The 25,210-nt window shown below is 46.2% G+C and carries 21 protein-coding genes and 1 riboswitch; of the genes, 11 read left to right on the forward strand and 10 right to left on the reverse strand.

Features of this window, described 5'->3' with window-relative positions; genetic code table 11:
* Positions 1-13: 13 nt before the first annotated feature.
* Positions 14-3,286: an efflux RND transporter permease subunit gene (locus ABU165_RS10220; protein WP_318060165.1), complete on the reverse strand. Its 3,273-nt coding sequence runs from the start codon at positions 3,284-3,286 to the stop codon at positions 14-16.
* A 681-nt stretch (positions 3,287-3,967) separates the two neighbouring features.
* Here ABU165_RS10220 and ABU165_RS10225 point away from each other — a divergent pair.
* The gene (locus ABU165_RS10225) at positions 3,968-4,723 is read left to right on the forward strand and encodes an AAA family ATPase (protein ID WP_094770083.1); all 756 of its coding nucleotides are present in this window, start codon (positions 3,968-3,970) and stop codon (positions 4,721-4,723) included.
* Positions 4,724-4,772: 49 nt separating this feature from the next.
* Here ABU165_RS10225 and nhaC read toward each other — a convergent pair whose 3' ends face one another.
* The 4 genes from nhaC to ABU165_RS10245 all read right to left on the reverse strand — a co-directional run bounded on the left by nhaC (position 4,773) and on the right by ABU165_RS10245 (position 9,997).
* The gene (gene nhaC / locus ABU165_RS10230) at positions 4,773-6,161 is read right to left on the reverse strand and encodes a Na+/H+ antiporter NhaC (protein ID WP_022543637.1); all 1,389 of its coding nucleotides are present in this window, start codon (positions 6,159-6,161) and stop codon (positions 4,773-4,775) included.
* A 644-nt stretch (positions 6,162-6,805) separates the two neighbouring features.
* Complete coding sequence (locus tag ABU165_RS10235; RefSeq protein WP_129611855.1) at positions 6,806-7,282, reverse strand: GNAT family N-acetyltransferase; 477 nt, start codon at positions 7,280-7,282, stop codon at positions 6,806-6,808.
* On the reverse strand, positions 7,282-8,205 hold the full coding sequence (locus ABU165_RS10240; RefSeq protein ID WP_148950185.1) for an EAL domain-containing protein: 924 nt from the start codon (positions 8,203-8,205) through the stop codon (positions 7,282-7,284). Before ABU165_RS10240 ends, ABU165_RS10235 begins: the two co-directional genes overlap by 1 nt.
* Positions 8,206-8,419: 214 nt before the next feature.
* Positions 8,420-9,997, reverse strand: coding sequence for a peptide chain release factor 3 (locus ABU165_RS10245; RefSeq protein WP_009794230.1), 1,578 nt, complete (start codon positions 9,995-9,997; stop codon positions 8,420-8,422).
* Between the two features lie 194 nt (positions 9,998-10,191).
* Here ABU165_RS10245 and ABU165_RS10250 point away from each other — a divergent pair, with 194 nt between their 5' ends.
* The gene (locus ABU165_RS10250) at positions 10,192-11,073 is read left to right on the forward strand and encodes a metal-dependent hydrolase (protein ID WP_035402782.1); all 882 of its coding nucleotides are present in this window, start codon (positions 10,192-10,194) and stop codon (positions 11,071-11,073) included.
* A 331-nt stretch (positions 11,074-11,404) separates the two neighbouring features.
* Positions 11,405-12,622: a NupC/NupG family nucleoside CNT transporter gene (locus ABU165_RS10255; RefSeq protein ID WP_318060166.1), complete on the forward strand. Its 1,218-nt coding sequence runs from the start codon at positions 11,405-11,407 to the stop codon at positions 12,620-12,622.
* Positions 12,623-12,662: 40 nt separating this feature from the next.
* On the opposite strand, the gene treC is transcribed toward ABU165_RS10255, so the two are convergent.
* The 4 genes from treC to ABU165_RS10275 form a co-directional block, all read right to left on the reverse strand.
* The gene (treC, locus tag ABU165_RS10260) at positions 12,663-14,348 is read right to left on the reverse strand and encodes an alpha,alpha-phosphotrehalase (RefSeq protein ID WP_318060167.1); all 1,686 of its coding nucleotides are present in this window, start codon (positions 14,346-14,348) and stop codon (positions 12,663-12,665) included.
* Positions 14,349-14,385: 37 nt separating this feature from the next.
* Complete coding sequence (locus ABU165_RS10265; RefSeq protein WP_318060168.1) at positions 14,386-16,068, reverse strand: glycoside hydrolase family 13 protein; 1,683 nt, start codon at positions 16,066-16,068, stop codon at positions 14,386-14,388.
* Between the two features lie 81 nt (positions 16,069-16,149).
* Entirely contained in the window at positions 16,150-17,553 is a 1,404-nt protein-coding gene (gene treP, locus ABU165_RS10270; RefSeq protein ID WP_101550791.1) for a PTS system trehalose-specific EIIBC component, read from the reverse strand.
* Between the two features lie 258 nt (positions 17,554-17,811).
* Positions 17,812-18,534, reverse strand: a complete 723-nt coding sequence (locus ABU165_RS10275; protein WP_318060169.1) for an NAD-dependent deacylase — start codon at positions 18,532-18,534, stop codon at positions 17,812-17,814.
* A 106-nt stretch (positions 18,535-18,640) separates the two neighbouring features.
* On the opposite strand from ABU165_RS10275, the gene ABU165_RS10280 reads away from it, so the two are divergent.
* Positions 18,641-19,087: a YkvA family protein gene (locus tag ABU165_RS10280; protein ID WP_022543634.1), complete on the forward strand. Its 447-nt coding sequence runs from the start codon at positions 18,641-18,643 to the stop codon at positions 19,085-19,087.
* A gap of 22 nt (positions 19,088-19,109) precedes the next feature.
* Here the strand turns inward: ABU165_RS10280 and ABU165_RS10285 are convergent, their stop codons facing one another.
* Positions 19,110-19,748: a cell wall hydrolase gene (locus ABU165_RS10285; RefSeq protein ID WP_253616582.1), complete on the reverse strand. Its 639-nt coding sequence runs from the start codon at positions 19,746-19,748 to the stop codon at positions 19,110-19,112.
* 236 nt (positions 19,749-19,984) lie between these two features.
* Positions 19,985-20,093: riboswitch (TPP riboswitch) on the forward strand.
* Positions 20,094-20,255: 162 nt separating this feature from the next.
* On the opposite strand from ABU165_RS10285, the gene ABU165_RS10290 reads away from it, so the two are divergent.
* The 7 genes from ABU165_RS10290 to ABU165_RS10320 all read left to right on the forward strand — a co-directional run.
* Positions 20,256-21,254 carry an ABC transporter substrate-binding protein gene (locus ABU165_RS10290; protein ID WP_101550796.1) on the forward strand — a complete coding sequence of 333 codons (999 nt, stop codon included), beginning with the start codon at positions 20,256-20,258 and terminating at the stop codon, positions 21,252-21,254.
* A gap of 11 nt (positions 21,255-21,265) precedes the next feature.
* Positions 21,266-21,556 carry a thiamine-binding protein gene (locus tag ABU165_RS10295; RefSeq protein ID WP_009794217.1) on the forward strand — a complete coding sequence of 97 codons (291 nt, stop codon included), beginning with the start codon at positions 21,266-21,268 and terminating at the stop codon, positions 21,554-21,556.
* Positions 21,553-22,317: an ABC transporter permease gene (locus tag ABU165_RS10300; protein WP_318060170.1), complete on the forward strand. Its 765-nt coding sequence runs from the start codon at positions 21,553-21,555 to the stop codon at positions 22,315-22,317. The genes ABU165_RS10295 and ABU165_RS10300 overlap by 4 nt, the downstream gene beginning before the upstream one ends.
* Positions 22,314-23,060, forward strand: coding sequence for an ABC transporter ATP-binding protein (locus tag ABU165_RS10305; protein ID WP_318060171.1), 747 nt, complete (start codon positions 22,314-22,316; stop codon positions 23,058-23,060). Before ABU165_RS10300 ends, ABU165_RS10305 begins: the two co-directional genes overlap by 4 nt.
* Entirely contained in the window at positions 23,057-23,827 is a 771-nt protein-coding gene (locus ABU165_RS10310; protein WP_318060172.1) for a TatD family hydrolase, read from the forward strand. Before ABU165_RS10305 ends, ABU165_RS10310 begins: the two co-directional genes overlap by 4 nt.
* Positions 23,828-24,002: 175 nt before the next feature.
* Positions 24,003-24,761, forward strand: coding sequence for a hypothetical protein (locus ABU165_RS10315; protein ID WP_009794213.1), 759 nt, complete (start codon positions 24,003-24,005; stop codon positions 24,759-24,761).
* A 275-nt stretch (positions 24,762-25,036) separates the two neighbouring features.
* The coding region (locus ABU165_RS10320) for a transposase (RefSeq protein ID WP_353762661.1) at positions 25,037-25,210 on the forward strand (174 nt) is incomplete at its 3' end.

Below are 25,210 nucleotides of genomic sequence, written 5' to 3' on the forward strand. Positions count from 1 at the left end.
AGTTTTTAAAAAATTATTTGTCCTTTTGATCCTGGTCCTGCTGTTTTCTTTCGTCATCTTTTACTGCCCTCAGCAAATCCTCAAGCATGGCAGCCATATCTTCGCGGCTGTAATTTTTACTGCTTTCTGCAGGAACCTGCGGAACGTCACTTTGCCCTTTTGGATCTTCATACCTTTCTTCAAGGAGATAGGCAGGAATCAAGTGGCCGTCAGGTGTAGCATACATCTTGTTGAGCTTCCTTGTATCTTTATCAAAGAAGCTGTAGACGACAGGGATGACGAACAGCGTAAGGAAGGTGCTGCTGATCAGGCCGCCGATTACCGTGATGCCCATCGGCTGGTTAATCTCAGCCCCCTCGCCAATCCCCAGCGCAAGCGGGATCAATCCGAGGATCGTCGTAAGTGCTGTCATGAGGATAGGTCTTGCCCTGTCTTTTACAGAAACGACAATGCTGTCATAGGTTTTCATGCCGCTTGCCTTTTTCTGATTGATATAGTCAACAATGACTATGGCATTATTGACCACTATGCCGGCAAGGACTATGATGCCGATGATGGCAGTCAGGCTGACAGGAGTGCGTGTCGCGGTCAATGCAATCGCTACGCCAATGACCATCAGCGGAACTGTGAACATAATGACGAACGGATATTTCAGTGATTCGAATTGGGCCGCCATCACCAGATAGATAAAGACAACCGCCAGGATGAATGCCAGGAGCATATCATCAATGGAAGATTCCAGGAGCTCCCGGTCACCGCCGAAGACAATTTCTGTTTCTTCCGGCAAATCCAAATCAGCAATCTCATCATCAACCAGATTAGAAATAGCCCCGAGGTTTGTTGAGGTCTTATATTTCAGGGTAAACTGGACAGCGTCCTGCTGGTTGATCCGCTGTATATTGACCGGCCCTTCGCCTCTTTCAATAGCCGCTACCTGGTCCAGGGTTGTATAGCTTCCATCAGGCTTACGCAGCAGGAGTTTTTTTAAATTATCAAGATTTTGGGTAACTTCAGGATCATATTCTACGAAAACGCCATAAATATTGGAGCTCTCATCAATGATCTGGGTTGCCTGGTTTCCTCGTGTCACATCATTGACAATCATGGCAACCTGGGCAGGCGCCAGCCCTGCTGCCCTTGCCTTTTCCCGGTCGACCGTGATTTGGATTTCTTCTACCGTATCCATCAGGTCTGTGGAAAGTTCGTTCACGTCATCAAGGTCTTTGAGTGAATTGTAAATTTTGTCTACCGATTCATTCAGCCGCTTTTCGTTTGTATCACGAACGCTGAACGAGAGAGTATTCGGCGCGGATCCTGCGGAAGACTGCAGATTGAATGAGACCTCTGCCGTGCTGTTGGCCTTCTCTGCCGCTCTCTCCAAGTCCCTCTTCACATCGTCGACAAATTCAAATGTAGAGCGGTCCCTCTCCTCCAGATCCTTCATTTTTACATAAAGCTCAGCCACATTCGGATTACCGGAGCCTCTGAAAGAAGATTCCTGGGTTGTACCGATCAGGCTGACATATGTCTCAACATCGTCTTCTTCCTTCAGCTGCTCCTCAAGTGCAGCCATGACCTTTTCTGTTTCTGTAAGAGCTGAGCCATTTTCAAGATTGACCCTGACGCTGAAGAAACCTTCGTCCGAATTAGGAAGGAACTGTGTGCCGACCGTCGTGATCCCATATCCGCCTCCGGCGAGCAGGACCAGCATGATAATCAGGACAGCAAGCCTGTTGCGCAGAGCCCATTTGACAGAACGCTCAAGCCCCTTCATAATGGCCGATTCCTGGCGCTTTTCTTCCAGATTGGTTTTCGGCGCCTTCAGCAGCCTGCTGGCAAGCATCGGCACAACAGTCAAAGCAACGATAAGCGAAGCAAAAAGACTGAATGAAATGGTCAAAGCAAATTCAGTGAAAAGCTGGCCGATGATTCCTGTAATAAAAACGACAGGCAGGAACACTGCCACAGTGGTGAGGGTGGAGGCTGTAATTGCAGCACCTACTTCTCCTGCACCGTCTCTTGCCGCTTCTTTTGGATCTTTCCCCATCGATAGATGCCTGTAGATATTCTCAATCACAACGATTGAGTTATCAACGAGCATTCCGATCCCCAGCGCCAATCCGCCAAGGGTCATGATATTTAGGGTGAAATTTGAAAAGTACATCAGCACGAATGTGAAGATAACAGAATACGGGATGGCAATCCCGATGATCAGCGGGCTTTTGACATTTTTCAAAAAGAAAAACAGAACAAGCATCGCGAACAGGCCGCCTAAGAGAAGGGAAGTTGAGATATTACCGATCGCCTGCTGGATATAATCTCCCTGATCAAACAGAATATCAGACTCAATCCCCTCATATTGATCTTTTTCAAGCAGTTCGTCGAGCTGGCTGATGAACTCCTTCGACACCTCTGCAGTGTTTGAATCAGACTGCTGCAGGACGCTTAAGAGGACGGAAGGCTCCTGATTCGTCCTTGTTATCGTACGGTCGTCCTGGTTGACAAGCTGGACACTGGCCACATCCTGAAGGAGAACTTCATTTCCATTGGACGGATTTGCGGCTACCACAAGTTTTTTTAAGATATCAACTGAATCAATGCTGCTGATTACCCTGGTAGTCAGCTCCTTGCCGCCTGTTAAAATCGTATCCCCCGGAAGGGAAATATCGTTTGCCTGAATGGTATCTACGATATCAGACTGGCTGAGCCGGTATTCCCTCAGCTTGTCCTGGTCCAGTTCAACCCTTACTTCCTTAATACTGGTGCCGGAAAGGTTGACGCTGGCCACACCGTCTACCTTTGTGAGCTCCAGCTCCAGCTGTTCGGCAATACTCCTTAATGATTCCTCATCGCTGTCAGAGCTCAAAGAAAGCTGGATGATCGGAAACTGGGAAGGATCAAATTTCAGGAAGCGCGGTTTATCTACATCGTCCGGCAGCGGAGTCTGATCCAGCCGCTGGATGATTTCCGACTGCACTTCGTCAATATCAGTCGTCCAGGAAAATTCCAGGAGTACAAGATTGGCGCTTTCCTGTGACGTTGCGGTCATTGTTTTTAAACCAGGAAGTGTAGCAAGACTCTGCTCCAAAGGTTTTGTCACCTTTTCAGATACCTCTTCCGGGCTTGCTCCCTGATAATTGGTCACTACAACACCGACAGGCGGATTTATGTCCGGTATCAGTTTCAAAGGAATGTTCAAAAGGGACACCACCCCTAAAACGAGAACCAGAACCATCGTAACAAGTGTAAAAATCGGCCTTCGGATCGAAAAATTGCTTATCTTCACTTATGCTGCTCCTTTCGTCTGCAGAGCCGGACACGGGCCGGCATTCAATATTGTGCAATAGTTTAACTATATAAGAGGGAAAAACGGGATGCAAGTATGGAGGAGCCTGTGAATATGTTCCCTCAACATAGGCTGTGTGACTGCCATTTTTCATCCCTGGTTATGTATCCCAGATGCCGGCGGGATACATGACTTCTTCTTTTCTCAGCCGTGTTATGTATCCCGGATGCCCGGCGGGATACATGACTTCTCTTTTCTCAGCCGTGTTATGTATCCCGGATGCCTGTCGGGATACATGACTTCTCTTTTCTCAGCATGGTTATGTATCCCGGATGCCTGTCGGGATACATGACTTCTCTTTTCTCAGCCGTGTTATGTATCCCGGATGCCCGGCGGGATACATGACTTCTATTTTCTCAGCCGTGTTATGTATCCCGGATGCTTGTTGGGATACATGACTTCTATTTTCTCAGCCTGGTTATGTATCCCGGATGCCCGGCGGGATACATGACTTCTTCTTTTCTCAGCCGTGTTATGTAACCGAGAAACCCTTTAGGATACATCCTTTACCTTTTTCAAAGTCGAGCCCTGTATCAGGGTTCAGCTAACGACATCGGGGATGTATGTTGGTTCTCCCAAAAATGTTATGATAAAAAAAAAGAGAATGGATTGGAGGCTTAGATGATGGAATTTGATAATGGCCATTATTTTAAAAGCATTATACTCAGAAGAAATGATATTCCTTCATATTCCAGATATCCCTTTAGCCTTCCTGCCGTGAAAAACCTTGACAACCTGCCCCTTCATCCTGATGTAACCTTTATAGTCGGCGAGAATGGGATGGGAAAGTCCACTCTCCTGGAAGCTATTGCAATCGCAGCAGGCTTTAATCCGGAAGGAGGGTCGCTTAATTTCAGTTTTTCTACACATAACTCCCATTCGGAGCTCGAGCAGTACATCAGGCTTTCAAGGGGATCGGAGCGTCCTGAGGATGGTTTTTTTCTAAGAGCCGAGAGCTTTTACAATGTGGCTTCTTATATTGATGATCTTGATAAGGAATCTCCCGGTATTCCTTTGATCGAATCTTTCGGAGGGACTTCCCTTCATGAACAGTCGCACGGCGAGGCCTTTTTTGCCACCTTTCTGAATCGCTTCCGCGGAAAAGGGATTTATATTCTTGACGAGCCTGAAGCAGCCCTGTCTCCGCTCAGGCAGCTTTCGATGGTTTCGCGCATCCACGAACTGGCCAAAGACCGTTCTCAATTCATCATCGCAACCCACTCCCCCATCATCATGTCGTATCCTTCTGCCAAAATTATTGAGCTGACAGAAGAAGGGGTCCAGGTGGTCCGGCTTGAGGATACCGGTCACTATCAATTTATGAAGCAGTTTTTTGAAAACCGGGAGAGGATGCTGCACCATTTGCTGGAAGAATGAGAAGGGAAAAAGTAAGAGGAGCGGCGATTGCCGCTCCTCTTATTTTAAATCATTTGCCTGAAGCTTTCGTGATAGTTAACCCTGTCCATCCAAACAGCAAAGTGATGATTGGCGATAGCAGACAGAAAAAGGCGAAGGGCATATATTCGGCAGTCGGCACATTCAGCACCCCTGTCAGGAATACCCCGCAAACACTCCAGGGAACAAGGGGATTGATGACTGTCCCTGCATCCTCAAGGACTCTGGAAAGATTCTTCAGATGCAGCCCGGCCTTTTTATAAGACTCTGTGAATGCATTTCCGGTGAGCAGGATGGACAGATACTGTTCGCCAAGGAGGAAGTTGATTCCGATGGCTGATGCAGCGGTGGCACTTATAAGCGCAGGTGCCTTTACAATCAGTCCTTTGATGCCTTCAAGAAGTGCCGGCAATATGCCGAGCTTGAATAGCAGTCCGCCCATTGAGAGGGCAAGGAGGACCAGTGATACCGAAAACAGCATGCTTTCAATTCCGCCCCTTGTCAGCAGCGAGTCGAGCTCCTCCATCCCGGTATTCGACTTGTAGCCGGAGTACAGTATATTCACCATGTCACTGAAACTGAAGCTTCCCTGAATAAATGGAGCCAGGATCAAGGCGGACAATGTACTGGCAGACAGGGTGAGAATAGCTGGAACCTTACTCACAGCCAGGACAGCGAGCACTGCAAAAGGGATTATAGACTGCCAGCTGACGAGATTAAGCTCCTCAAGGCTATTCTTGATTGCAGCGATTTTTCGGAAATCGGTCTCTGCTGCTGCCGGCGAAATGATAGCAAAGAGAATAATGGATATGACAAATGCCGGGATGGTCGTCCATGCCATGTTTTTAATATGGTCAAACAGATCTACTTTTACTGTCATAGAAGCGAGATTGGTTGTATCTGATAAAGGTGACATTTTGTCTCCGAAGAACGCCCCTGATATAACGGCGCCTGCAGCAGCTGCTGTGCTAAGGTCGAGTGCAGCAGCCGCGCTGACAAAGGCCGCTCCAAGCGTTGCCGCTGTCGTCAGCGAGCTGCCGATGCTGATTCCGATGACTGCTGTCACCGCAAAGGCAATGGCAAAAAAATACTTCCCGCTAACTGCCGATAGCGCCAAGTGGATAAAAGTCGGAATCGTACCGCTGGCCATCCAGCTGCTGATAAGCATTCCGATAAAAAAGAAGATAAACACAGCGCCCAATCCTGACCTTGCACCCTCAGCCATACCTTCCTCCAAATCTTTCATCCGAACCTTTTTTAAAAGTCCGTATATGAGCAGGGCAATGATTGCCCCTATAATGGGCACATGGGGAACCGCCCCTGCGCCTATAATTGAGAAACTGATTACTCCGAGCAAAAGCAGGGATATTACCACAGCCTCCGCTGTACTGATTTTGATAACCGCTTGATCCTGATGCATGGTACTTCCTCCTGTTGTATGACTGGCTCCGGTCGGCAGAAATTCATTATTGCGCTGAAGACAGCACAAAAAGCCCTCTCGCCGGCTAGGGACGGAGGAGCTCCGCGGTACCACCCTAATTGAAAGGCACATCGGCCTTCCCTCTCTTCACACATAATGCCTTTGAATCGATAGCTGTACTTCAAATCGGCGCCGCCCGGGCTTTCACCAGCCGCCCAGTCTCTATTTGCTGCATCCGGCGATTCTACTATTGTCTATCCGGCAAAACTATTATACTTAAACGCTTTTTAGCGTTAAAGCGTCTATTTGTAATACTACTATAATCTCAATCAGAAATTTTGTCAAATTTTCTTTTAGAAGCATGAGGCGGGGGAAGGAGTTGCTAATATAATTTGGGAGTTGCTAATATATCCAGAAAGTTGCTAGTATAATTGAAAACTTGCTAATAAAAGGAAAAAGTTGCTAATAAGCCGGAAAAGTTGCTAACAACCGAAAATTCATGCTGTCACAGCCCGCCAAAGCAGCCCCCTTCTTCAACAAATTCCGTCAGTATGAGCACAAACCTCCCAAATAATCCGGATCAGCAGCAGACATGATCGTTACCATAAAAAAACAGGCCCTGAATCCCCAGGACCTGCCGCAAATCAAATTTCTTTTTCCAGAATCAGTTCATCCCTGAGCGGAATCCCGTCAATACCAAACACAGGAATCTCCGGTTTAATTTTTCGGGCTTCTTCCACGGCGTTCCGAAGCACCTTCATTAACTGATATCCCCTTTTCTGATAAAATCTCAAAGCATTCAAATTATCGTTGGTTGTTATCAACGCCATTTTGCTGATGCCTTTTTGTTTTGCATCAGCTTCAGCAGCTTTCAGAAGTCCTGATCCGATCCCCTGTCCTTCCATGCCGGCATCCAGGGAGATGATTTCCCGACCCTCCGCACTGTCTGCAAAAGTAATAAGGCCAATGATATTATAAGCACTGTCTATGGCTGCGAACCCGGGGAGCTCATCACAATGATAGATGCCAGTGGAAATAACCATCTGAGGACTCCCCCAGTTTTCCTGGAAAAAGGCTGCTGCCTTTTCTTTATCAAGCTGGTCTGCGGGGATGATCCTCATTATGAATTCACCTGCAATGCGGACTCTATTTCCTTTGCAGGGCGCCCAATATAATAGCCCTGTGCAAGATCGGCGCCAATCGATCTGCAGAACTCCAGCTCTTCTTTCCTCTCGATTCCTTCTGCAAGGACAATGATACCAAGACCGTCTGCAATATTCATGACCTTGGACAGAAATTGCTGGCTTTCAGGCCTTTGGTCGCAGCGGTCGATGAAGCTTCTGTCTATTTTCAAATAGTCGGGCTGGAGTGCTTCAAGCATTTCGAGGGTTGAAAATCCGGCCCCGACATCATCGAGCGCCACTTTCATGCCTCTTTTTTTGTATGTATTCAACACCTTTTTTAAATGGTCAATATCACTGATTTTCTCAGTCTCCACTACTTCAAAAACAAGATCTGCCGGATTGATTTCATATTTCTCGACAATCTGGAATGTGTGCTGAAGACAGAAATCCGGATTGTAAATTGTAGAAGGAAGGAAATTGATAAAGCTCTTGATTCCCGGCGGGATGATATTTTTTCTTGCTTTGATTGCGGCTTCCCTCGCCTTTTGGTCAAGCATGGACATCAGGCCAGTTTCCTCGGCTGTCTTGAAAAGGATGCCAGGCGGTATTTGCTTGCTCCCTGCCGTTCTCAGCAAGGATTCATAGCCATAAATCCTGTCTCCCTCTTTCAGGTTTATAATCGGCTGCTGATAGCTGTGAAACTCACCATGCTGGATGGTATGGACCATTTCCCGATGGCTGACCCTGGAGAATAGTTCAGATGCATTCAGGAGCTGGGCAGGCTTAGTGCCATATTGTGAAATGCCCGCTTTTAATTTTTTGGCGCTATCCCCCAGTTGCCTGCATATGGCTTCAAGCTTCGTTTCAAGTTCATCAAGGCTTTGATAAGGAGCTTTGATCCAGCTCTCCTGTTTTTGCACGCCATTAACATTCTGGTGAAAGAGGAAGCCCTCTTCTGCCAGCTGGAAAGGCAGGCCGCACTGTGCGCATAGGTGTCGAATAACAGATCCCTTCTTCCTCGTCTTTTTACCTATTTTAGCAAACTATTACAGTTTCGTCATATAATACGCTAGTCTCTTATACCCAGTAATAATGTAAAAAAACGATTCCAGCACAGGAATCGTTTTTTTTACATTATTGCTCCATATCCATCGGATTGTAAAGTTTTACATCCGGGTTTTTGTCCTGGAACCATCTCAGGGCAAAGTCATTTTCAAATAAGAACACTTTTTTGTCATATCGGTCTGTAACCAGAAGGCTCCGTGAACTGGAAAGACTCTCGTCCACATCTCCCTCAATCCATCGGGCAATCTTGCTTCCCTGCCCTTCCATCCTGACTTCCGCATTGTACTCATTTTTCATGCGGTGCTCAAAGACCTCGAATTGGAGCTGGCCGACTGCACCAAGAAGGTATTCATCTGTTTTAACTGTCTTGTACAGCTGAATGGCACCCTCCTGGACGAGCTGCTGGATCCCTTTGTGGAAGTGCTTCTGCTTCATCACATTCTTTGCAGTGACTCTTACAAACAGCTCAGGTGTGAACTGAGGCAGCTTTTCATATTGAAACTTGTTTTTTCCCACTGTCAAGGTATCGCCTATTTGGTACAGGCCTGGATCATACAATCCGATTATATCCCCGCTCACTGCCTCATCGACCGTACTGCGGTCATCTGCCATAAATTGTGTCGACTGGCTCAGCTTCAGCTGCTTGCCTGTACGAGGGATATTGATGGTCATCCCGCGCTCGAATTTGCCGGAGCAGATCCTGAGGAATGCTATCCGGTCACGGTGGGCAGGATTCATGTTTGCCTGGATCTTGAAGATAAAGCCTGAGAAATCCTCTGATAGCGGATCAATCTTACCTTCAGTGGAGTTGCGGGCCTGCGGAGACGGCGCAAAGTCCAGATAAGATTCAAGGAAGGTCTGTACACCGAAATTGGCCAGGGCGCTGCCGAAGAATACAGGCGTCAGCGTTCCATTTGCCACCTTCTCACGTGAAAATTCATTTCCTGCTTCATTCAGGAGCATGATTTCCTCAAGCGTCTGGTCGTAAAGGGAAGACTGCTTCATCGGGTGGTCCCCATCAATTTCACCATCTGCATTCAGGTCAAGAAAACGCTCAGACTCATCTACACGGAACTGTTCGATCCGGTTATGATGGCGGTCGTAGATACCGAGGAATTCCTTGCCCATCCCGATCGGCCAATTCATCGGATATGATTCGATTTCCATTACTTCTTCCAGCTCTGCAAGAAGCTCCAAAGGACTTTTCCCCTGGCGGTCAAGCTTGTTCATGAATGTAAAGATCGGTATGCCCCTCATCCGGCAGACTTTGAATAGTTTCAATGTCTGGGCTTCTATACCTTTGGCCGAATCAATGATCATGACGGCGCTGTCCACAGCCGTTAAGGTGCGGTATGTGTCTTCACTGAAATCCTGGTGCCCAGGAGTGTCCAGGATATTTACCCGGGCATCTTTATAGTCAAATTGCATCACACTTGATGTAACGGAGATGCCGCGCTGCTTTTCGATTTCCATCCAGTCGCTTGTGGCAAATTTGCCGGTTTTCTTTCCTTTAACGGTACCGGCATCGCGTATCGCTCCGCCAAACAGGAGCAGTTTTTCTGTTAACGTAGTCTTTCCGGCATCCGGGTGGGAAATGATCGCAAACGTGCGCCGTGAAAGAACTTCATCTGAAAAATTGTTAGACATGTTGTATTCCTCTCTTAATTAACTTCGTTTATTATCATAACATCTATCTTATCTTCCTGCAGGAAAGTTTGCAATCTGGGAAATCAACTTCCAGCATTCAGAATGGCTCTTCTGAACAAATTTTGCTACGATTTATTGAAAAGCACAAGCTGCCAGGCTGGACTGCAGACAGCCGGGACAGAAACGGGGGAAAAATGGATACCATTACACATACATTATTCGGGCTTGCCCTTTATGCTTCAGTTGATAAAAGCAGGCTTGAGAAAAAAGAAAAGGCCGCCTATTTGACAGCTGCTGTTGCGGCGAGCCAAATACCTGATATCGATGTGATTTCACAGCTATGGGATACACAGGGACTTTATCAGATGTGGCACAGGGGCATCACTCATTCTGTTTTCCTTACGCCGCTTTGGGCACTGCTGATTTACATGGCATGCCGCTGGATTTTCAAGGTAAAAGATCCCAAACTCTTTTTCCTGAGCTGGATAGCCGTCTTTATACATGATACGAGTGACCTGTTCAATGCATGGGGAACCGGTTATCTTGAGCCGTTTTCTGACAGAAGGATCACGTTCGGAACCATCCCGATTGTCGATCTTGTCTTCTGGGCAATTATCCTTGCGGCTTTTCTCCTCTCTGTCCGGAAAAGAAAAAAATGGAGGAAGCATATTTATTTCAGGGCGGCATGGGTGCTGATGCTCCTTCATCTGGCCAGCCAAAGCATCCAGGGATATATACTTTATGAGGAATACAGCAGCCAGGACAGCGAGGTTGCACTTTCAGCCGATTTTGTGCCATGGCAGTTTACCGTTATCACCAAAAATGGCCCGGAAGTCTCTCTTTATAAAGATGGATTATTTACCAGCAGGGAAAAGACTTATAGCCTTGTGTCTGCAGAGGATGCAGATATGGACAGGCTTTTCCAAGAAAACCCGAAAGCAAAGACTCTTTACGAATGGTCTCCATTTGTTGTGATAGTAGATGATGACGAACAGCTGGGGCTTTACGATCCCCGATTCTACATCAATGGCCAATCCTTCTTATTCGAAGCGATAAAAAAAGAAGCAGGGCAATAAAGAACAAAAGCGCAAGCGCCTTGATCACTTTAAGGAACGAAGACTAAGAACGCCGCGTCCTGTGGCAACATCTGCATGACCAGCTTCCTGGGGGCCTCAAGACGAACCTCCCGGAAAGGCGTTCTTTGCCTTTTTGGGAGGTTTGGCTTGTGACCTCGGCGCAGCTGCTGGACGTTGATCAAGAATTGATAGTTATCCACAAGACTTACCATTTATAATTTCGTTAACAACGAAAAAGTATGGGCAGAGAAAATAGAGCCCATACTTTTTTTAATCTCGGGCAAAATAGCACTAATTGAATTCGTCTATTAACATAGAATGGAGTGCTATTATGAATTTTATCTGGGGAATTGCCGGAATACTGACCGTGCTGGTCATCGCTTTGCTGCTTTCCAACAACAGGCGGGCAATCAATCCGCGTACAATCCTGGGAGGCCTGGCCATTCAGATCCTGTTTGCATTTGCGGTCCTTAAATGGGAAGCCGGACGCAAGGCACTTAACTGGCTGACTATGGGAGTCAACAGCATCATCAATTATGCCAATGAAGGCATTAACTTTCTATTTGGCGGGCTCTTTGCTGAAGGATCCGGGGTTACATATGTTTTCGCTTTTCAGGTATTGCCGATTGTTATTTTTTTTTCCGCCCTTATATCGGTCCTGTACTACTTGAAGATCATGCAGTTCATCATAAAAATCCTTGGCGGGGGATTATCCTGGCTTCTCGGCACCCGAAAGGCGGAATCCATGTCAGCGGCGGCAAATATTTTTGTAGGACAGACAGAGGCTCCTCTCGTTATCCGCCCCTATATCGGCCAAATGACAAACTCTGAGCTGTTTGCCGTCATGACAGGAGGGCTCGCTTCTGTAGCAGGATCAGTTCTTGTCGGCTATTCACTTTTGGGTGTACCGCTTGAATACCTTCTCGCAGCCAGCTTTATGGCTGCTCCGGCAGGGCTGATCATGGCTAAGATCATTTTTCCAGAAACAGAGAAGAAGGAAGAGCCAAAAGAATTGGAAATGGAAAATGACAGCGATTCGACGAATGTTATTGATGCAGCCGCAAAAGGTGCCAGTGTCGGCCTGCAGCTGGCTCTCAATATCGGTGCCATGCTTCTTGCGTTCATTGCACTTGTTGCACTGCTGAATGGTTTGCTTGGCTGGATCGGCAGCTGGTTCGGATTTGGGGATCTGACGCTTCAGCTCATTCTCGGCTATATCTTTTCCCCGCTTGCTTTTGCCATTGGAGTTCCATGGGCAGAGGCTGTGGAGGCAGGGAACTTTATCGGTCAAAAACTGATCCTGAATGAATTTGTTGCTTATTCCTCCTTCGCTCCGGTAATTCCGGAGCTTACGGATAAGACCGTTGCCATCATCAGCTTTGCTCTCTGCGGATTTGCGAATATCTCTTCCCTTGCCATCCTTCTTGGCGGGCTGGGCAATCTTGCCCCGAACCGAAGGGCCGATATCGCCCGGCTTGGGATAAGATCCGTCATCGCAGGAGCGCTTGCATCGCTCCTCAGTGCTGCGATTGCAGGGATGCTTTTCTAATCAATTAAAGAAAAAGACAGGCCGGCAGCCTGTCTTTTTCTTATTTAGTCAAATGAAAAATGATTGATTCATACGGCCTTAAGATAATTTCCCTGATGTCTGAGGGTCCATCACTGTAATTTGAAAGCAGCAGCTCTGCTGTATATTCATCAGCTATTTTCCTGTCAGGAAGTGTAAAGGCTGTCTCACCACCATAGAAATTGTTAAGTACAAGGAGTTTTTCGTCCTTGCCATTCCGGAGGTACGCAAAAATTTCCGGATGGTCCTCCAGCAGCAGCTCATAATTCCCGTAAGTGATAATATCATATTCTTTGCGGAGGCCGATCAGCTTTTTATAATGATGGAAAATGGAATCAGGATCTTTTACCGCTTTTTCGGCGTTGATTTCCTGGTAATTGCCGGCAATGCCGATCCATGGAGTTCCATCTGTAAAGCCGGCATTTCTGCTGTCATTCCATTGGACAGGCGTCCTTGAATTATCTCTTGATTTGCTTTGGAGTATCTTAAGGATTTCTTCCTCAGGCACGCCTTCCTTCTTCTTGATTTCAAAGATGTTCAAGGATTCAACATCCCGGTATTGGCTGATTTTTTCAAAATAAGGGTTGGTCATCCCAAACTCTTCACCTTGATAAATATAAGGGGTGCCTTGCATCATATGAATGGCAGATGCAAGCATCTTGGCTGATTTGCTGTGATATTTCCCATCATCTCCGTACCTCGATACAACACGGGGCTGGTCATGGTTGCACCAGAACAGGGCATTCCAGCCGCCGCCTTTGTTCATCTCCACCTGCCATTTGGAAAGGATATCCTTTAGAGCGTGGAAATCGAAGTCTGCAAGCGCCCACTTCTCGCCGCCGGGATAATCTACCTTCAAGTGATGAAAATTGAAGGTCATGCTGAGCTCTTCCCGTTCCGGATTCGAGTATTTCACGCAATGATCGATGCTTGTAGAAGACATTTCCCCTACAGTCATGCTGTCATGCTTTGAAAATACCTCCTGGTTCATTTCATGCATGTATTCATGAACTCTCGGACCATCAGTATAAAACTTTCTGCCGTCTCCCGGCGGGACCAATCCGTCATCATCCGGGAACCGCTGATCTTTGGATATCAAATTGATGACATCCAGGCGGAATCCGTCCACCCCTTTATCAAACCAGAAGTCCATCATATCGTACACTTCCTGGCGGAGCTTTTCATTTTCCCAATTCAGATCTGCCTGGGTTACATCGAACAGATGGAGATAGTACTGCCCTGTCTCCTCATCGAACTCCCACGCATTCCCGCCAAACTTGGATTCCCAGTTCGTCGGGGCGCTTCCATCCTCTTTAGGCTCCTTCCAGATATAAAAATCCCTGTAAGGATTATCTTTTGATTTCCTTGCTTCCTGGAACCAGTGATGATCTGTTGACGTATGGTTTACAACAATATCCATGATGACCTTGATTCCCCTGCTGTGCGCTTCCTTAAGCAGTGAATCGAACTCTTCCATAGTCCCGTATTCTTCATGGATGCTGAAATAATCACTGATATCATACCCGTTATCCCGCTGTGGAGACTGATAGATCGGCGTCAGCCAGATAACATCAATGCCCAGTTCCTTTAAATAATCCAGCTTTTCAATGATGCCCTGCAGATCGCCAACGCCGCTGCCGGTTGTATCATTGAAGCTTTTCGGATAGATTTGATATACTGTTGCTTTCTTCCACCAAGGTTGTTTCATCTTTGCCACCTGCCATTTTATTTTTCGTTTAGTCTGCTTATTTTTCGCCAATCAAGACAATCGCCTCATAAGGCTTAAGCTGCTGAGGCACTATGTCTTCCCTGCCTTCACTGCCATAGTTACCTGTCAGCCAGGAATATTTGATCTCTTTAAGCTCTTCAGGCAATGCCAGTTTCCGTGTATTTCCATAAAAATTACACAGCACTACAAGCACCTGACTGCCCAGGGTACGTGTGAATGCAAAAATCGCCGGATCTTCTTCCAATATCAGTTCATATTTTCCGTAGACTATAATGTCATGCTCTTTTCTGAGCCTGATCAGGTCCTGATAATAATAAAAGATGGAATTCTTATCTTCCAGGGCTTCCGCCGCATTTATATCACTGAAGTTCGGGTTAATGCCAATCCATGGAGTACCGGTTGTAAAACCGGCATTTTCCGAAGAATTCCATTGCATAGGGGTTCTGGCGTTGTCCCTTCCTTTTGCGTATATGCTTTCCATCGCTTTCCCTGCCGGCACTCCCGCTTCTGTCGATTCACGGAAATAATTAAGGGTTTCAATGTCCCGGTAATCTCCTATACCCGGAAATTCAACATTTGTCATCCCGATTTCTTCGCCCTGATACACATACGGGGTGCCCTTCATCATATGGAGCAGGGTAGCCAGCATCTTCGCCGATTCTTTGCGGTATTCCCCATCATTGCCGAATCTTGAAACAGATCTCGGCTGGTCATGGTTATTGAAATATAAAGAATTCCAGCCCGTTTCTTCAAGCTCGGTCTGCCATTTTGTCAGGCTTTTCTTCAGGTCTGAAAGGTCTAGCGGTTTAAGATCCCACTTTCCGCCCGGACCATTGTCGAGGCTTACATGCTCAAATTGGAATACCATATTCAGTTCATTCCTGTCTTCCCCTGTATAATCACGGGCCATTTCGGGCTTGACCCCAGGCATCTCTCCGACAGTCATAACATCATAATGCGAAAGGACTTTTTCGTTCATTTCCTGAAGATACTCATGGATTCTTGGCCCATTTCTATAATATTTGCTTCCTGATGCATATTTCTTGCCGGGTTTCACTTCATCATCCGGGAGGCCATCCTCCTTTGAGATGAAATTGATCACATCCATCCTGAAGCCATCAATCCCTTTATCGAGCCACCACTGCATCATATCATATACTTCCTGCCTCAGAGCCGGATTCTCCCAGTTCAAATCAGGCTGCTTCTTTGAGAACAAATGGAGGAAGTATTCTCCGGAGTTTTCGTCATATTCCCATGCAGATCCGCCGAAATTGGAACCCCAATTGTTCGGCTCCCTGCCGTTTTCCCCTTTGCGCCAAATATAATAATCCCTGTAAGGAGTTTCTTTGGATTTCTTCGCTTCAATGAACCAGGCATGCTCATCAGAGCTGTGGTTGACGACAAGGTCCATGATCAGCTTCATATCGCGGAGGTGCAACTCACTGAGCAGCTCTTCCCAATCATCCATGGTCCCGAACTCGTCCATGATATTTTTATAATCACTAATATCATAGCCATTATCATCATTGGGTGATTGATAAACAGGCGACAGCCAGATGACATCTATCCCCAGTTTTTTAAGATAGTCCAGCTTGGAAATGATGCCCTGCAAATCGCCTATGCCATCACCATTGCTGTCCATGAAGCTCCTCGGATATATCTGGTAAACTGTGCTTTCTTTCCACCATTGCCCTTTCATTTTAAAACCTCCCATTATTTCTCAGTACGTTATGTAAATAGCGATACCATGGATAGGCTTTTATCCATGGTACCAGAATAATCATTCAGCTTTTCTGAATTTGCCGAACAGGAATGTCAGCACAAACGGCACAACCAGCACGATCGCCATCCCGATAAAGAAGGACCCCCAGTTTTCGGATAAGATTGAGAAGAAGGCAGGCAGTCCGCCGACTCCGATCGATGGAGCAATGACCCCTTTAATGGTAATGAACATGCCGCCCAGGGCAGAGCCGATGACCGCTGCGATGAACGGATATTTGAAGCGCAGGTTCACACCGAACATGGCTGGCTCTGTAACTCCGAGGAAAGCTGAAAGCGAAGAAGTTGCAGCAAGTCCCTTTACTTTTTCATTTTTATTTAAGAAGAACATCGCAAGCGATGCTGAACCTTGAGCAATATTTGATAATGCCACCATCGGCCAGAGGAATGTTCCGCCGATTGATCCGATCAGCTGCAGATCGACAGCCAGGAATGTATGGTGCATCCCTGTAATAACGAGCGGTGCATAAAGGCCGCCGTAAATCAATCCTCCAAGAGCAGGAACCGCATCAAAAATGGATACAACACCGTCAGTGATCCAGCCTCCGATCGTAAACGTAACAGGCCCGATCGCAATGAAAGACAGAAAGCCTGTGATCAGCAGCGCAATCGGCGCGACTGTCAGCAGCTGGATTGAATCCGGAATCCTCTTTCTTAAAAATATCTCAATCCTTGCCAAAACATAGGACGCAGCCAGTACCGGCAGCACCTGACCCTGATAGCCGACTTTCTCTATCTCCAGTCCAAACAGATTCCATACAGGAACCTTATCAGTAGAACCATAACCCCAAGCATTAAGCAAGTCGGGGTGGACAAGCATCAGGCCGAGCACCATGCCAAGAAGCGGACTTCCGCCGAAACGATTGACCGCACTCCATCCAATCAGCCCCGGCAGGAATACAAACGCGGTATTGGCTATCATATTGATGATATTAGCGAGATCAGCCCATCCTGGATGAACGTCTATGAATGATTTGCCTGTATAAAAGATATCAGGCGCTGTCATGATATTGTTGATTCCCATCAGCAGGCCGGCTGTAACAATAGCCGGAAGAATAGGAATGAAAATGTCGGCCAGCGTTTTGATTGCTCTTTGAAGCGGATTCATTTTTTCAGAAGCAGCTGCTTTCACTTCTTCTTTTGACACTTCACCGATTCCTGTAGCCGCTGCCATTTCCTTGTATACCTTATCAACAAGACCTTGGCCGATGACCACCTGGAATTGGCCGTTTGTAGAAAATGATCCTTTAACACTATCTATATTTTCCAATGCTTCTTTATCAACTTTGCTTTCATCCTTCAAAGCAAACCGCAGACGGGTTACGCAGTGCGTAGCTGCTGCAATATTTTCTTTTCCGCCAACTGCTTCTACAATACGCTCGGCAGATTCTCTGTAATTGCTCATGCTTCTCTCCTCCTGTTACCGTTTTCAACAGCAAGCAAAAAAAATGCGGCCGGGAGCTCATATACTTCATATTATCTGCCCCTCTTGCAAATTTATCCTTTGCTGCAAAGTCAGCTCATTAAGTATTCACTCCAAAGATAACTTGTATATACATGGTGTTTACGTTTTCATTATATCTTGTATATACATGGCAGTCAATCATTTATTATACTAGAAAAATTTTAAAATAAAAAAAGCCCTCCAATGTAATGGAAGGCTTCACATTTTTCCTACTTCTGCATCAAGCTCTTTCAGCAATTCTCCAGCTTTTTCTCCGTTAATGACTTCGTCCGCGTAAAGGTCCAAATCAGTAGGATCCATATTAATTATAACCAGTTTTGCACCACACTGCTTGGCAATGAGCGGAAACTGATTGGCAGGAGTGACAGAGAGGGATGAGCCAAGGACAATGAAAAGATCAGCTTTCTCTGACTCTGCAGCAGCAAAATCAATAGCTTCCTCGGGGAGCATCTCCCCAAAAAGGACGATGGACGGCCGCAAAATCCCCCCGCAATCACTGCACCGGAAATGCTCATCTATGTATTCATCATTCGGAAATATTTTCCCGCATGTCTGGCAATGGACCTGCTGCAGTGTACCATGCAGTTCAGCCACATTTCTGCTTCCTGCCGCCTGATGAAAACCGTCTACATTCTGTGTAATGATGCTTTGGACAATTCCCCTCCTTTCCCAGTCTGCCAATATATAATGCCCTGCATGGGGACTGCATTCCTTCAGCCCCATAACTCTGCGGCGATAAAATTCAATGAATTCGCTGACATGATGGTTGAGAGCTTCTGTACTGGCAATTTTCCCATAATCCACTGTATTCGTTAACCCGCTTCCTGCAGACCGGAAATCAGGCAGCCCGCTTTCTGTTGACATGCCTGCACCAGTCAATATAACCGTATAGCTTGACTCTTTCAGCCACTCTAAAAGCATAAGGACACCTCGCTTTTTTCTCTATTATAAACTTTTCCGGGGTTCAACCATCCGAAAATGGGATAAAAGTATAAAAAAGAATCTTTTAACCGGAAGGATGTTATATATGAAGACTTTCAAAAAGGAAGATTACGAAAAGGAGTATAAAAAATATGAGAGCCGCGCTGCAAAATACTTAAATGATCCGGGCAAAACAAGCGGGCTTCTTTCCAAAGCAAGCAAAAAAGCCGATTCCAGGAAAAATTCCCTATCTGAAGTATGGGACAAGCTTCAGCTCCTGTTTGAACTCATTAAAGCCTACTCAAAGGGACAGTATAGGGACATTTCTGCAAAAACAGCTGTTACGGTCATTGCTGGCATTCTCTATTTTGTGTCTCCCCTGGATCTTGTCCCCGACTTTCTTGCCGGAATCGGCATATTGGATGATGCCGCAATCATCGGCTTTATCATCAAGCAAATCGCCAATGAGCTTGAAAGATTTAAGCTATGGAGAGAAACACAGCCAGACAATATTATAGATATGGAAGAAGACAGCAAAAAAACTCTTGTATAGCAACAAGAGTTTTTTCTTTATTCTATTTCGCAAACCGGTGGTTGCCGATTTCTTTTGTAACGGCCCTTGTGCGGAGCCATTTGCTGTTAGTCTGGTCAGGATTAAAGAAAAACAGGGATTCACCGTCTTTTCTTTCTTCCGTCAGTGCCTCCTGGACTGCTTTCTGTGAATCCTTCCCTGCCGGTTTATTGATCATCCCATTGTCCACAGGCTCAAATTGCCTGTCTTCGTAAATAACTTCTTTGACTGTGTCCGGAAATTTTTCGTCCTTCATTCTATTGAGGACCACTTCAGCCACAGCGACTTTTCCGGCATGCGGCTCACCTTTTGCCTCCGCATGCACAAGCCTTGCCAAAAGATCTTTTTCTCCTTTAGATAAGCTGACCTTTTGTTCTGTTATCCGCTTCTTTTTCTTTGGAGCAGACGGAATGATGAGCTTATCTCCGGCAAATATCTTTTCATCCTTTTTATAATTAGCCTTCTGTATATCCTCTGCAGCCACACCAAATCGCCTGCTGAGCTTCGAAAGGCTATCCTCTTCTTTTACAGTATATATATCGACATTATCAATCGTCTTGGCAAATGCTTGTTTTCCGGGATTTTGGACAATCTGGAATGAGATCAGCATGAATGCAGCAATCATTAAGGCAAGATATTTCATGTCTTCTCCTCCATTCAATCTTTTTTCAACATTCCTTACCCTATCACAGATAAAGATTCAGTTCCAAACTTAATTCTTTCCATGGCAGCACAGGGATATATAGGGATAACTCCGAATTTTCCGGAAGAAAGCTGTTTCAATGCCATTGCAGAGAATATCTGTTATAATGGACCATGATTCCCGGATGGATGCGGGAGCTCTGAACGGACCGGCTGCTTTATGCGGCTGTAAATAGGAGAGAATTGTGGGGGAACCGGGCACGGTTGAGACTTTATTTTTACAATAAAGGACCCTTTGAACCTGATCTGGAGAGATGCCAGCGTAGGAAACATATTCTTAATTGATGAATGTTTTTTATTGCGCACGGGTTCTGAAATCCGGGCGCTTTTTTGTTTGCATCGGGATATAAAGGAACAGCACCTCCGCCCGCGGTTGTCCAGAATTAGTTTATGCCATTAACCGGCGGTCTTTTTGGAATAATATCAGAAACAGCATGGAGGATTGATCATGAAGAAATGGCTCAGCGCATTGTGCACTGTCTGGCTGCTTGCCGGCTGCACCGGAGGACAGACTGGTCAGGAAGAAAGACAAGCTGATAAAGGGCAGGACCTGGAAAAGATAACGGTTGTCCTTGACTGGACACCAAATACTAATCACACTGGACTTTACGCTGCCAAGGCAAAGAATTTTTTTAAAGAAAATGGCCTTGATGCAGAAATCATCATGCCTGGTGACGCTGGAGCAGACCAGCTGGTTGCTTCCGGTAAGGCCGACTTTGGCGTCAGCTATCAGGAAAGTATTACACAGGCACGGGTTCAGGGTGTCCCGCTTGTGTCGGTAGCCGCCGTCATACAGCATAATACGTCCGGCTTTGCTTCTCCTGCAGCAAAAAATATCGACTCGCCAAAGGATTTTGCCGGGAAAAAATATGGAGGCTGGGGATCGCCTGTTGAGGAATCTGTTATCGCCTCATTAATGAAGCAGGAAAATGCAGATGTCTCTGATGTTTCCTTTGTTAACATGGGGGATGCCGATTTCTTTACAGCTGTTAAAAGGGATATCGATTTTGCCTGGATTTATTATGGGTGGACTGGCGTCGAGGCGGAGCTTCGCGGAGAAGATCTGAATATGGTCTACCTTACCGACTATTCCGATAAACTCGATTATTATACACCTGTTCTGGCTACAAATGAGAAAATGATCAAAAATAGTCCTGATACTGTCAGAGCCTTTGTAAAAGCAGCATCACAGGGCTATCAGTTTGCAATCAAGAATCCGGAAGAAGCTGCTGATATCCTGCTTGAGGCTGCACCTGATTTAGACGCCGAGCTGGTCAAGAAAAGCCAGGAATGGCTGTCTCCAAAATATCAGGATGATGCAGAACAATGGGGAGAACAGAGTATAGAGGTTTGGGAAAACTATGCCCAATGGATGTATGAAAATAAACTGCTGGACAGCGAGCTGGACGCTGAAAAAGCTTTTACCAATGAATTTTTGCCGGAATAGGAGGAACCATAATGGCCAGTACACTGATCAGCATTCAGATTATACCTAAAACAAAAAACGGGGAAGATGTTATTCCATATGTAGATGAAGCAATTAAAATCATTGCAGAATCCGGAGTGAAATACGAGGTCCATCCACTGGAGACAACGATGGAAGGCGAGCTTGAAGAGCTATTCCGGATCATCGCAAGGATGAATGAAAGAATGATTGCAATGGGAAGCAAAAATGTGATTTCTCAAGTCAAAATTCTGTTTCAGCCTGATGGGATCACGATGGATGACCTGACGGATAAATACAAATGAAGAAAGTGGCTGTAAAAGGATGGAAGCCGGCAGCGGTTCTCCTCCTTTTGTTCATTCTCTGGGAAGCAGCAGTAAGGCTGGCAGAAGTCCCTGCCTGGCTCCTGCCGCCGCCCTCTGACATCATGGCTGAATCTGTGGAAAGCTGGGCCCGTTTTTCCGGCCACCTGGCGTCAACGGTGCTATTATCACTGGCCGGCTTTTCACTGGGGACTGTTTTCGGGCTCACCGCGGCCATCATCCTTCACCGTCTGCCGGCTGTAAGGGAATCTGTTTACCCGCTGCTGATACTATCCCAGAATGTCCCTGTCATCGTCCTTGCCCCTCTCCTTGTCATCTGGTTCGGGTTTGGGCTGCTGCCGAAATTTATTGTCATTATTCTTGTCTGTTTTTTTCCAATCACTGTGGCAGCTTTGGACGGTTTCAGGCAGGTTCCAGCCGAGCTTAAGCACTATATGGCCATGTCAGGAGCCACCAAAAGGCAGCTGTTCTGGAAGCTGGAATGGCCCGGCTCCCTGCCCTCGCTATTTTCAGGGCTGAAAATCTCGGCCACCTACAGTGTTATGGGCGCTGTCATCTCAGAATGGCTAGGTTCGGAAAAAGGGATAGGCGTTTTTATGACTCTCGCCTCCTCCTCCTTCCGGACAGACCGTGTTTTTGTAGCCATATTTGCCATTATGATATTAAGCCTGATTTTCTTCGGAGCAATCCTTTTGGCAGAGAGCCTGCTTTTAAAATGGAATAAAAAGGAGCAGATAAAATGAATCTCCTGCACCTGGATAATATATCAAAATCTTTTGGGGAACAGATGGTCCTTAATAACTTAAGCCTTGAAGTTAATGAAGGTGAATTCGTCTCCCTTCTCGGGCCTTCGGGAAGCGGAAAAAGCACCATTTTCAATCTGATTGGGGGACTGCTTCTACCCGATGAAGGAAGCATCCAGATGAACGGCCAATCGATCAATGGCCAAAAAGGATTCATGAGTTATATGCCGCAGACCCCTTCCCTTCTTCCGTGGAGGACAGTTTTGCAAAATGTCCTTCTGGGACAGGAACTGACAGGCAGAACAGATAAGGAAAAAGCCATGGAAATGATACATAAAGCAGGGCTCGGGCAGTATGCGCATGCCTATCCGCATGAATTATCCGGCGGAATGAAGCAGCGCGCTTCCTTCATCAGGGCGCTGCTCAGCCCGCAGGAGCTTCTTTGCCTGGATGAGCCCTTTTCAGCGCTGGATGAACTGACGCGGCTTGATATGCAGAAGTGGCTCCTGACCATTTGGGAAGAGCAGCGGCCGGCCATCATCTTTATCACTCATAATATAGAAGAAGCTCTTTTTCTGTCAGATCGCATCATCGTCTTATCAGAAAAGCCGGCCCATACAGCAGCAGAATATGAGGTGCCTTTTTCACGGCCAAGGAGAGAAGAACTGTTCCTGGAAGAGGAATTTCTGGAATGGAAAAGAAAGGTCCATCATTCGCTGCGGCCAAAGAGGGAAAAAGGATGAACAAGATTATTGACAGCCATATCCACCTGGACCGCTATGCTGATCAGGATATGGCTGATATCTGCAGCATACCGGAGCTCGAATCACTCGTAACTGTCTCGTGGGATCTCAGCTCCTGCAAAAAGAACCTGCTCCTTGCAGAGAGGTTTTCAAAGGTAAAGCCGGCTTTTGGGTACCATCCGGAACAGGTCCTCCCTCCTGAAGCAGAACTTGCTGATCTGATAGGCTGGATGGGGGATCATAAAGAAAATATGATAGCCATCGGAGAGGTCGGCCTTCCATACTATTTAAGACAAGAACAGGGTGCTTCCTTTATGGGCCTGGAACCTTATCTTGAAATACTGGAGCTGTTTGTCCAGAAAGCAAAGGAGTGGCAGCTCCCCGTCATCCTCCATAGCATCTATGAAGATGCAGAGATAGTATGCAGCCTGCTTGAAAAGTATTCTATTGAAAAAGCCCATTTTCATTGGTTCAAAGGCTCAGCTCTTACGGCTGAACGAATGGCCGCCAATGGCTATTTCATCTCAGTGACTCCTGATGTATTGTACGAAGGGGAAATTCAATCTCTGGTAAAAGACTATCCAATCAGGCAGGTGATGGCAGAAACAGACGGTCCCTGGCCATTCGAAGGGCCTTTCAATAAACAAATGACTTCACCACTCATGATCCATCGTTCAGCAGCTAAAATCGCTGAAATCAAAAAAATGGCATTGCCGGAGGTATATACGCTCCTGCTGACAAATACCAGGGATTTTTATAGAATATGAGAAGCACTCTGTTTAAGCAGGGTGCTTTTTGTTGGTAAAACAGGAATGGGATATTAAAAGACACATCTGATCTCTTTAGTAGTATAGAACCATTTTTCCTTTAATAAATTTTCCCCATATCTCCAAATGGAAATATAAGGTACAGTAAAAGAAAAACTTATTGGAGGACTGCTGAATGAAAAAATATGGTCTGATTCTGCTTATCATCCTGTTTTCTTTTTCCACCTCTGCTTTTGCCCAGCCGGAAACTGCCAGCCTGATTCCCTCTGAAGAACAATTTCTTAAGCTCGTAAAGAAGACAGAAGAGTATAAGGACTTTAAAGATGACTTTCTCTCAAACGATCCTTATATCCTGAATCCGCTTAAAGACGAAAAAGACCAGCAGTATGGCTGGATTGTCCAGTATGAGATTAAATATAAGGAAGAAGCTTCACTTGCCGCAGGCGGTGCAGCCACGGTCAGTTTCTCCTCCATCCTTACGTTTGCTTATGACAGCATCAATGATGATATGCAGGCTTATATTATAGACTATAGCAGCATTCTCAAAGATCAAGCTATCTATCTTGAAGAACTCTCCACCGGCACCACCACTGCAATTGATGTGTCTGAGACAGATTTATACGCAGAACTTGCCGTGCAGACGGAGGAAAAAGCAGAAAGCATGGTCAGTTCAGCGGGGCTGCAAAGCGGGAATCCTGCAGGTGAAGAAGGTGTGAACGGAAGCAACTATCTTTGCTGGCAATGTACAAGCTATACCAATGGGAGCGTTTCTCTTCCATGTGCCAATTTGGTCGGCAGCTACTGTTCATCGGGCTCACAATATTCAGTCGGCAGGCTGCTGTGCGCCGGCAAAACAATCATTGATTGCTATGTGCCCAAGGATAAGGTTTGTGTAAAAGGCGTCTGGAAAACCACCTGTCCGGCACCGGCTTAATTGATTATAAAGAAAGAAGGCTTGCCATCCGCGTTAAGTAGCAGTGGCTATATATGCCAGCAGATAAGAAAGTTGGGAAGATGAAGAGTCAGTAACCGGTGACAGAAATATAAGGGGAGTATTTACTGTTAAATTCAGATTAATAGTGTTTTTGGAGAAAATAAGGGAAGTTTCTCCCTCTATGCAAAGTAAAATGGAGATTAGTATAAAAAGTGGACATAGGTACTGGCGTCATGTTTAAATCGTATACAACAATAAAAAGGGCGTGTATAAACATGGCAGTGAACCAAAAAAAGTATGCACCGGAGTTTAGAGAATACGTGACTAAACTAATCGTTTTAGACGGTCGTAAGGTCGTGGATGTAAGCAGAGAACTTGATATTCCCTATCACACTCTTCAGAAATGGACCAGCGCTTTCCGTAAAAAACAGCAGGCGGATGAGAAAGAG

This window comes from Cytobacillus sp. T106 (assembly GCF_040492155.1).
In the GTDB taxonomy this organism is placed as follows: Bacteria; Bacillota; Bacilli; order Bacillales; family Cytobacillaceae; genus Bacillus_AB; species Bacillus_AB infantis.

Bases quoted from the DNA above. Each gene is read 5' to 3' on its own strand.
- ABU165_RS10285 (WP_253616582.1), bottom strand. From the start codon at position 19,748: ATGAAATATCTTGCCTTAATGATTGCTGCATTCATGCTGATCTCATTC.
- treP (WP_101550791.1), bottom strand. From the start codon at position 17,553: ATGAGCAATTACAGAGAATCTGCCGAGCGTATTGTAGAAGCAGTTGGC.
- treC (WP_318060167.1), bottom strand. From the start codon at position 14,348: ATGAAACAACCTTGGTGGAAGAAAGCAACAGTATATCAAATCTATCCG.
- ABU165_RS10265 (WP_318060168.1), bottom strand. From the start codon at position 16,068: ATGAAAGGGCAATGGTGGAAAGAAAGCACAGTTTACCAGATATATCCG.
- ABU165_RS10315 (WP_009794213.1), top strand. From the start codon at position 24,003: ATGAAAAAATATGGTCTGATTCTGCTTATCATCCTGTTTTCTTTTTCC.
- ABU165_RS10300 (WP_318060170.1), top strand. From the start codon at position 21,553: ATGAAGAAAGTGGCTGTAAAAGGATGGAAGCCGGCAGCGGTTCTCCTC.
- ABU165_RS10245 (WP_009794230.1), bottom strand. From the start codon at position 9,997: ATGTCTAACAATTTTTCAGATGAAGTTCTTTCACGGCGCACGTTTGCG.
- ABU165_RS10255 (WP_318060166.1), top strand. From the start codon at position 11,405: ATGAATTTTATCTGGGGAATTGCCGGAATACTGACCGTGCTGGTCATC.
- ABU165_RS10295 (WP_009794217.1), top strand. From the start codon at position 21,266: ATGGCCAGTACACTGATCAGCATTCAGATTATACCTAAAACAAAAAAC.
- ABU165_RS10310 (WP_318060172.1), top strand. From the start codon at position 23,057: ATGAACAAGATTATTGACAGCCATATCCACCTGGACCGCTATGCTGAT.
- ABU165_RS10235 (WP_129611855.1), bottom strand. From the start codon at position 7,282: ATGAGGATCATCCCCGCAGACCAGCTTGATAAAGAAAAGGCAGCAGCC.
- ABU165_RS10280 (WP_022543634.1), top strand. From the start codon at position 18,641: ATGAAGACTTTCAAAAAGGAAGATTACGAAAAGGAGTATAAAAAATAT.
- ABU165_RS10250 (WP_035402782.1), top strand. From the start codon at position 10,192: ATGGATACCATTACACATACATTATTCGGGCTTGCCCTTTATGCTTCA.
- ABU165_RS10275 (WP_318060169.1), bottom strand. From the start codon at position 18,534: ATGCTTTTAGAGTGGCTGAAAGAGTCAAGCTATACGGTTATATTGACT.
- ABU165_RS10290 (WP_101550796.1), top strand. From the start codon at position 20,256: ATGAAGAAATGGCTCAGCGCATTGTGCACTGTCTGGCTGCTTGCCGGC.
- ABU165_RS10225 (WP_094770083.1), top strand. From the start codon at position 3,968: ATGATGGAATTTGATAATGGCCATTATTTTAAAAGCATTATACTCAGA.
- ABU165_RS10305 (WP_318060171.1), top strand. From the start codon at position 22,314: ATGAATCTCCTGCACCTGGATAATATATCAAAATCTTTTGGGGAACAG.
- nhaC (WP_022543637.1), bottom strand. From the start codon at position 6,161: ATGCATCAGGATCAAGCGGTTATCAAAATCAGTACAGCGGAGGCTGTG.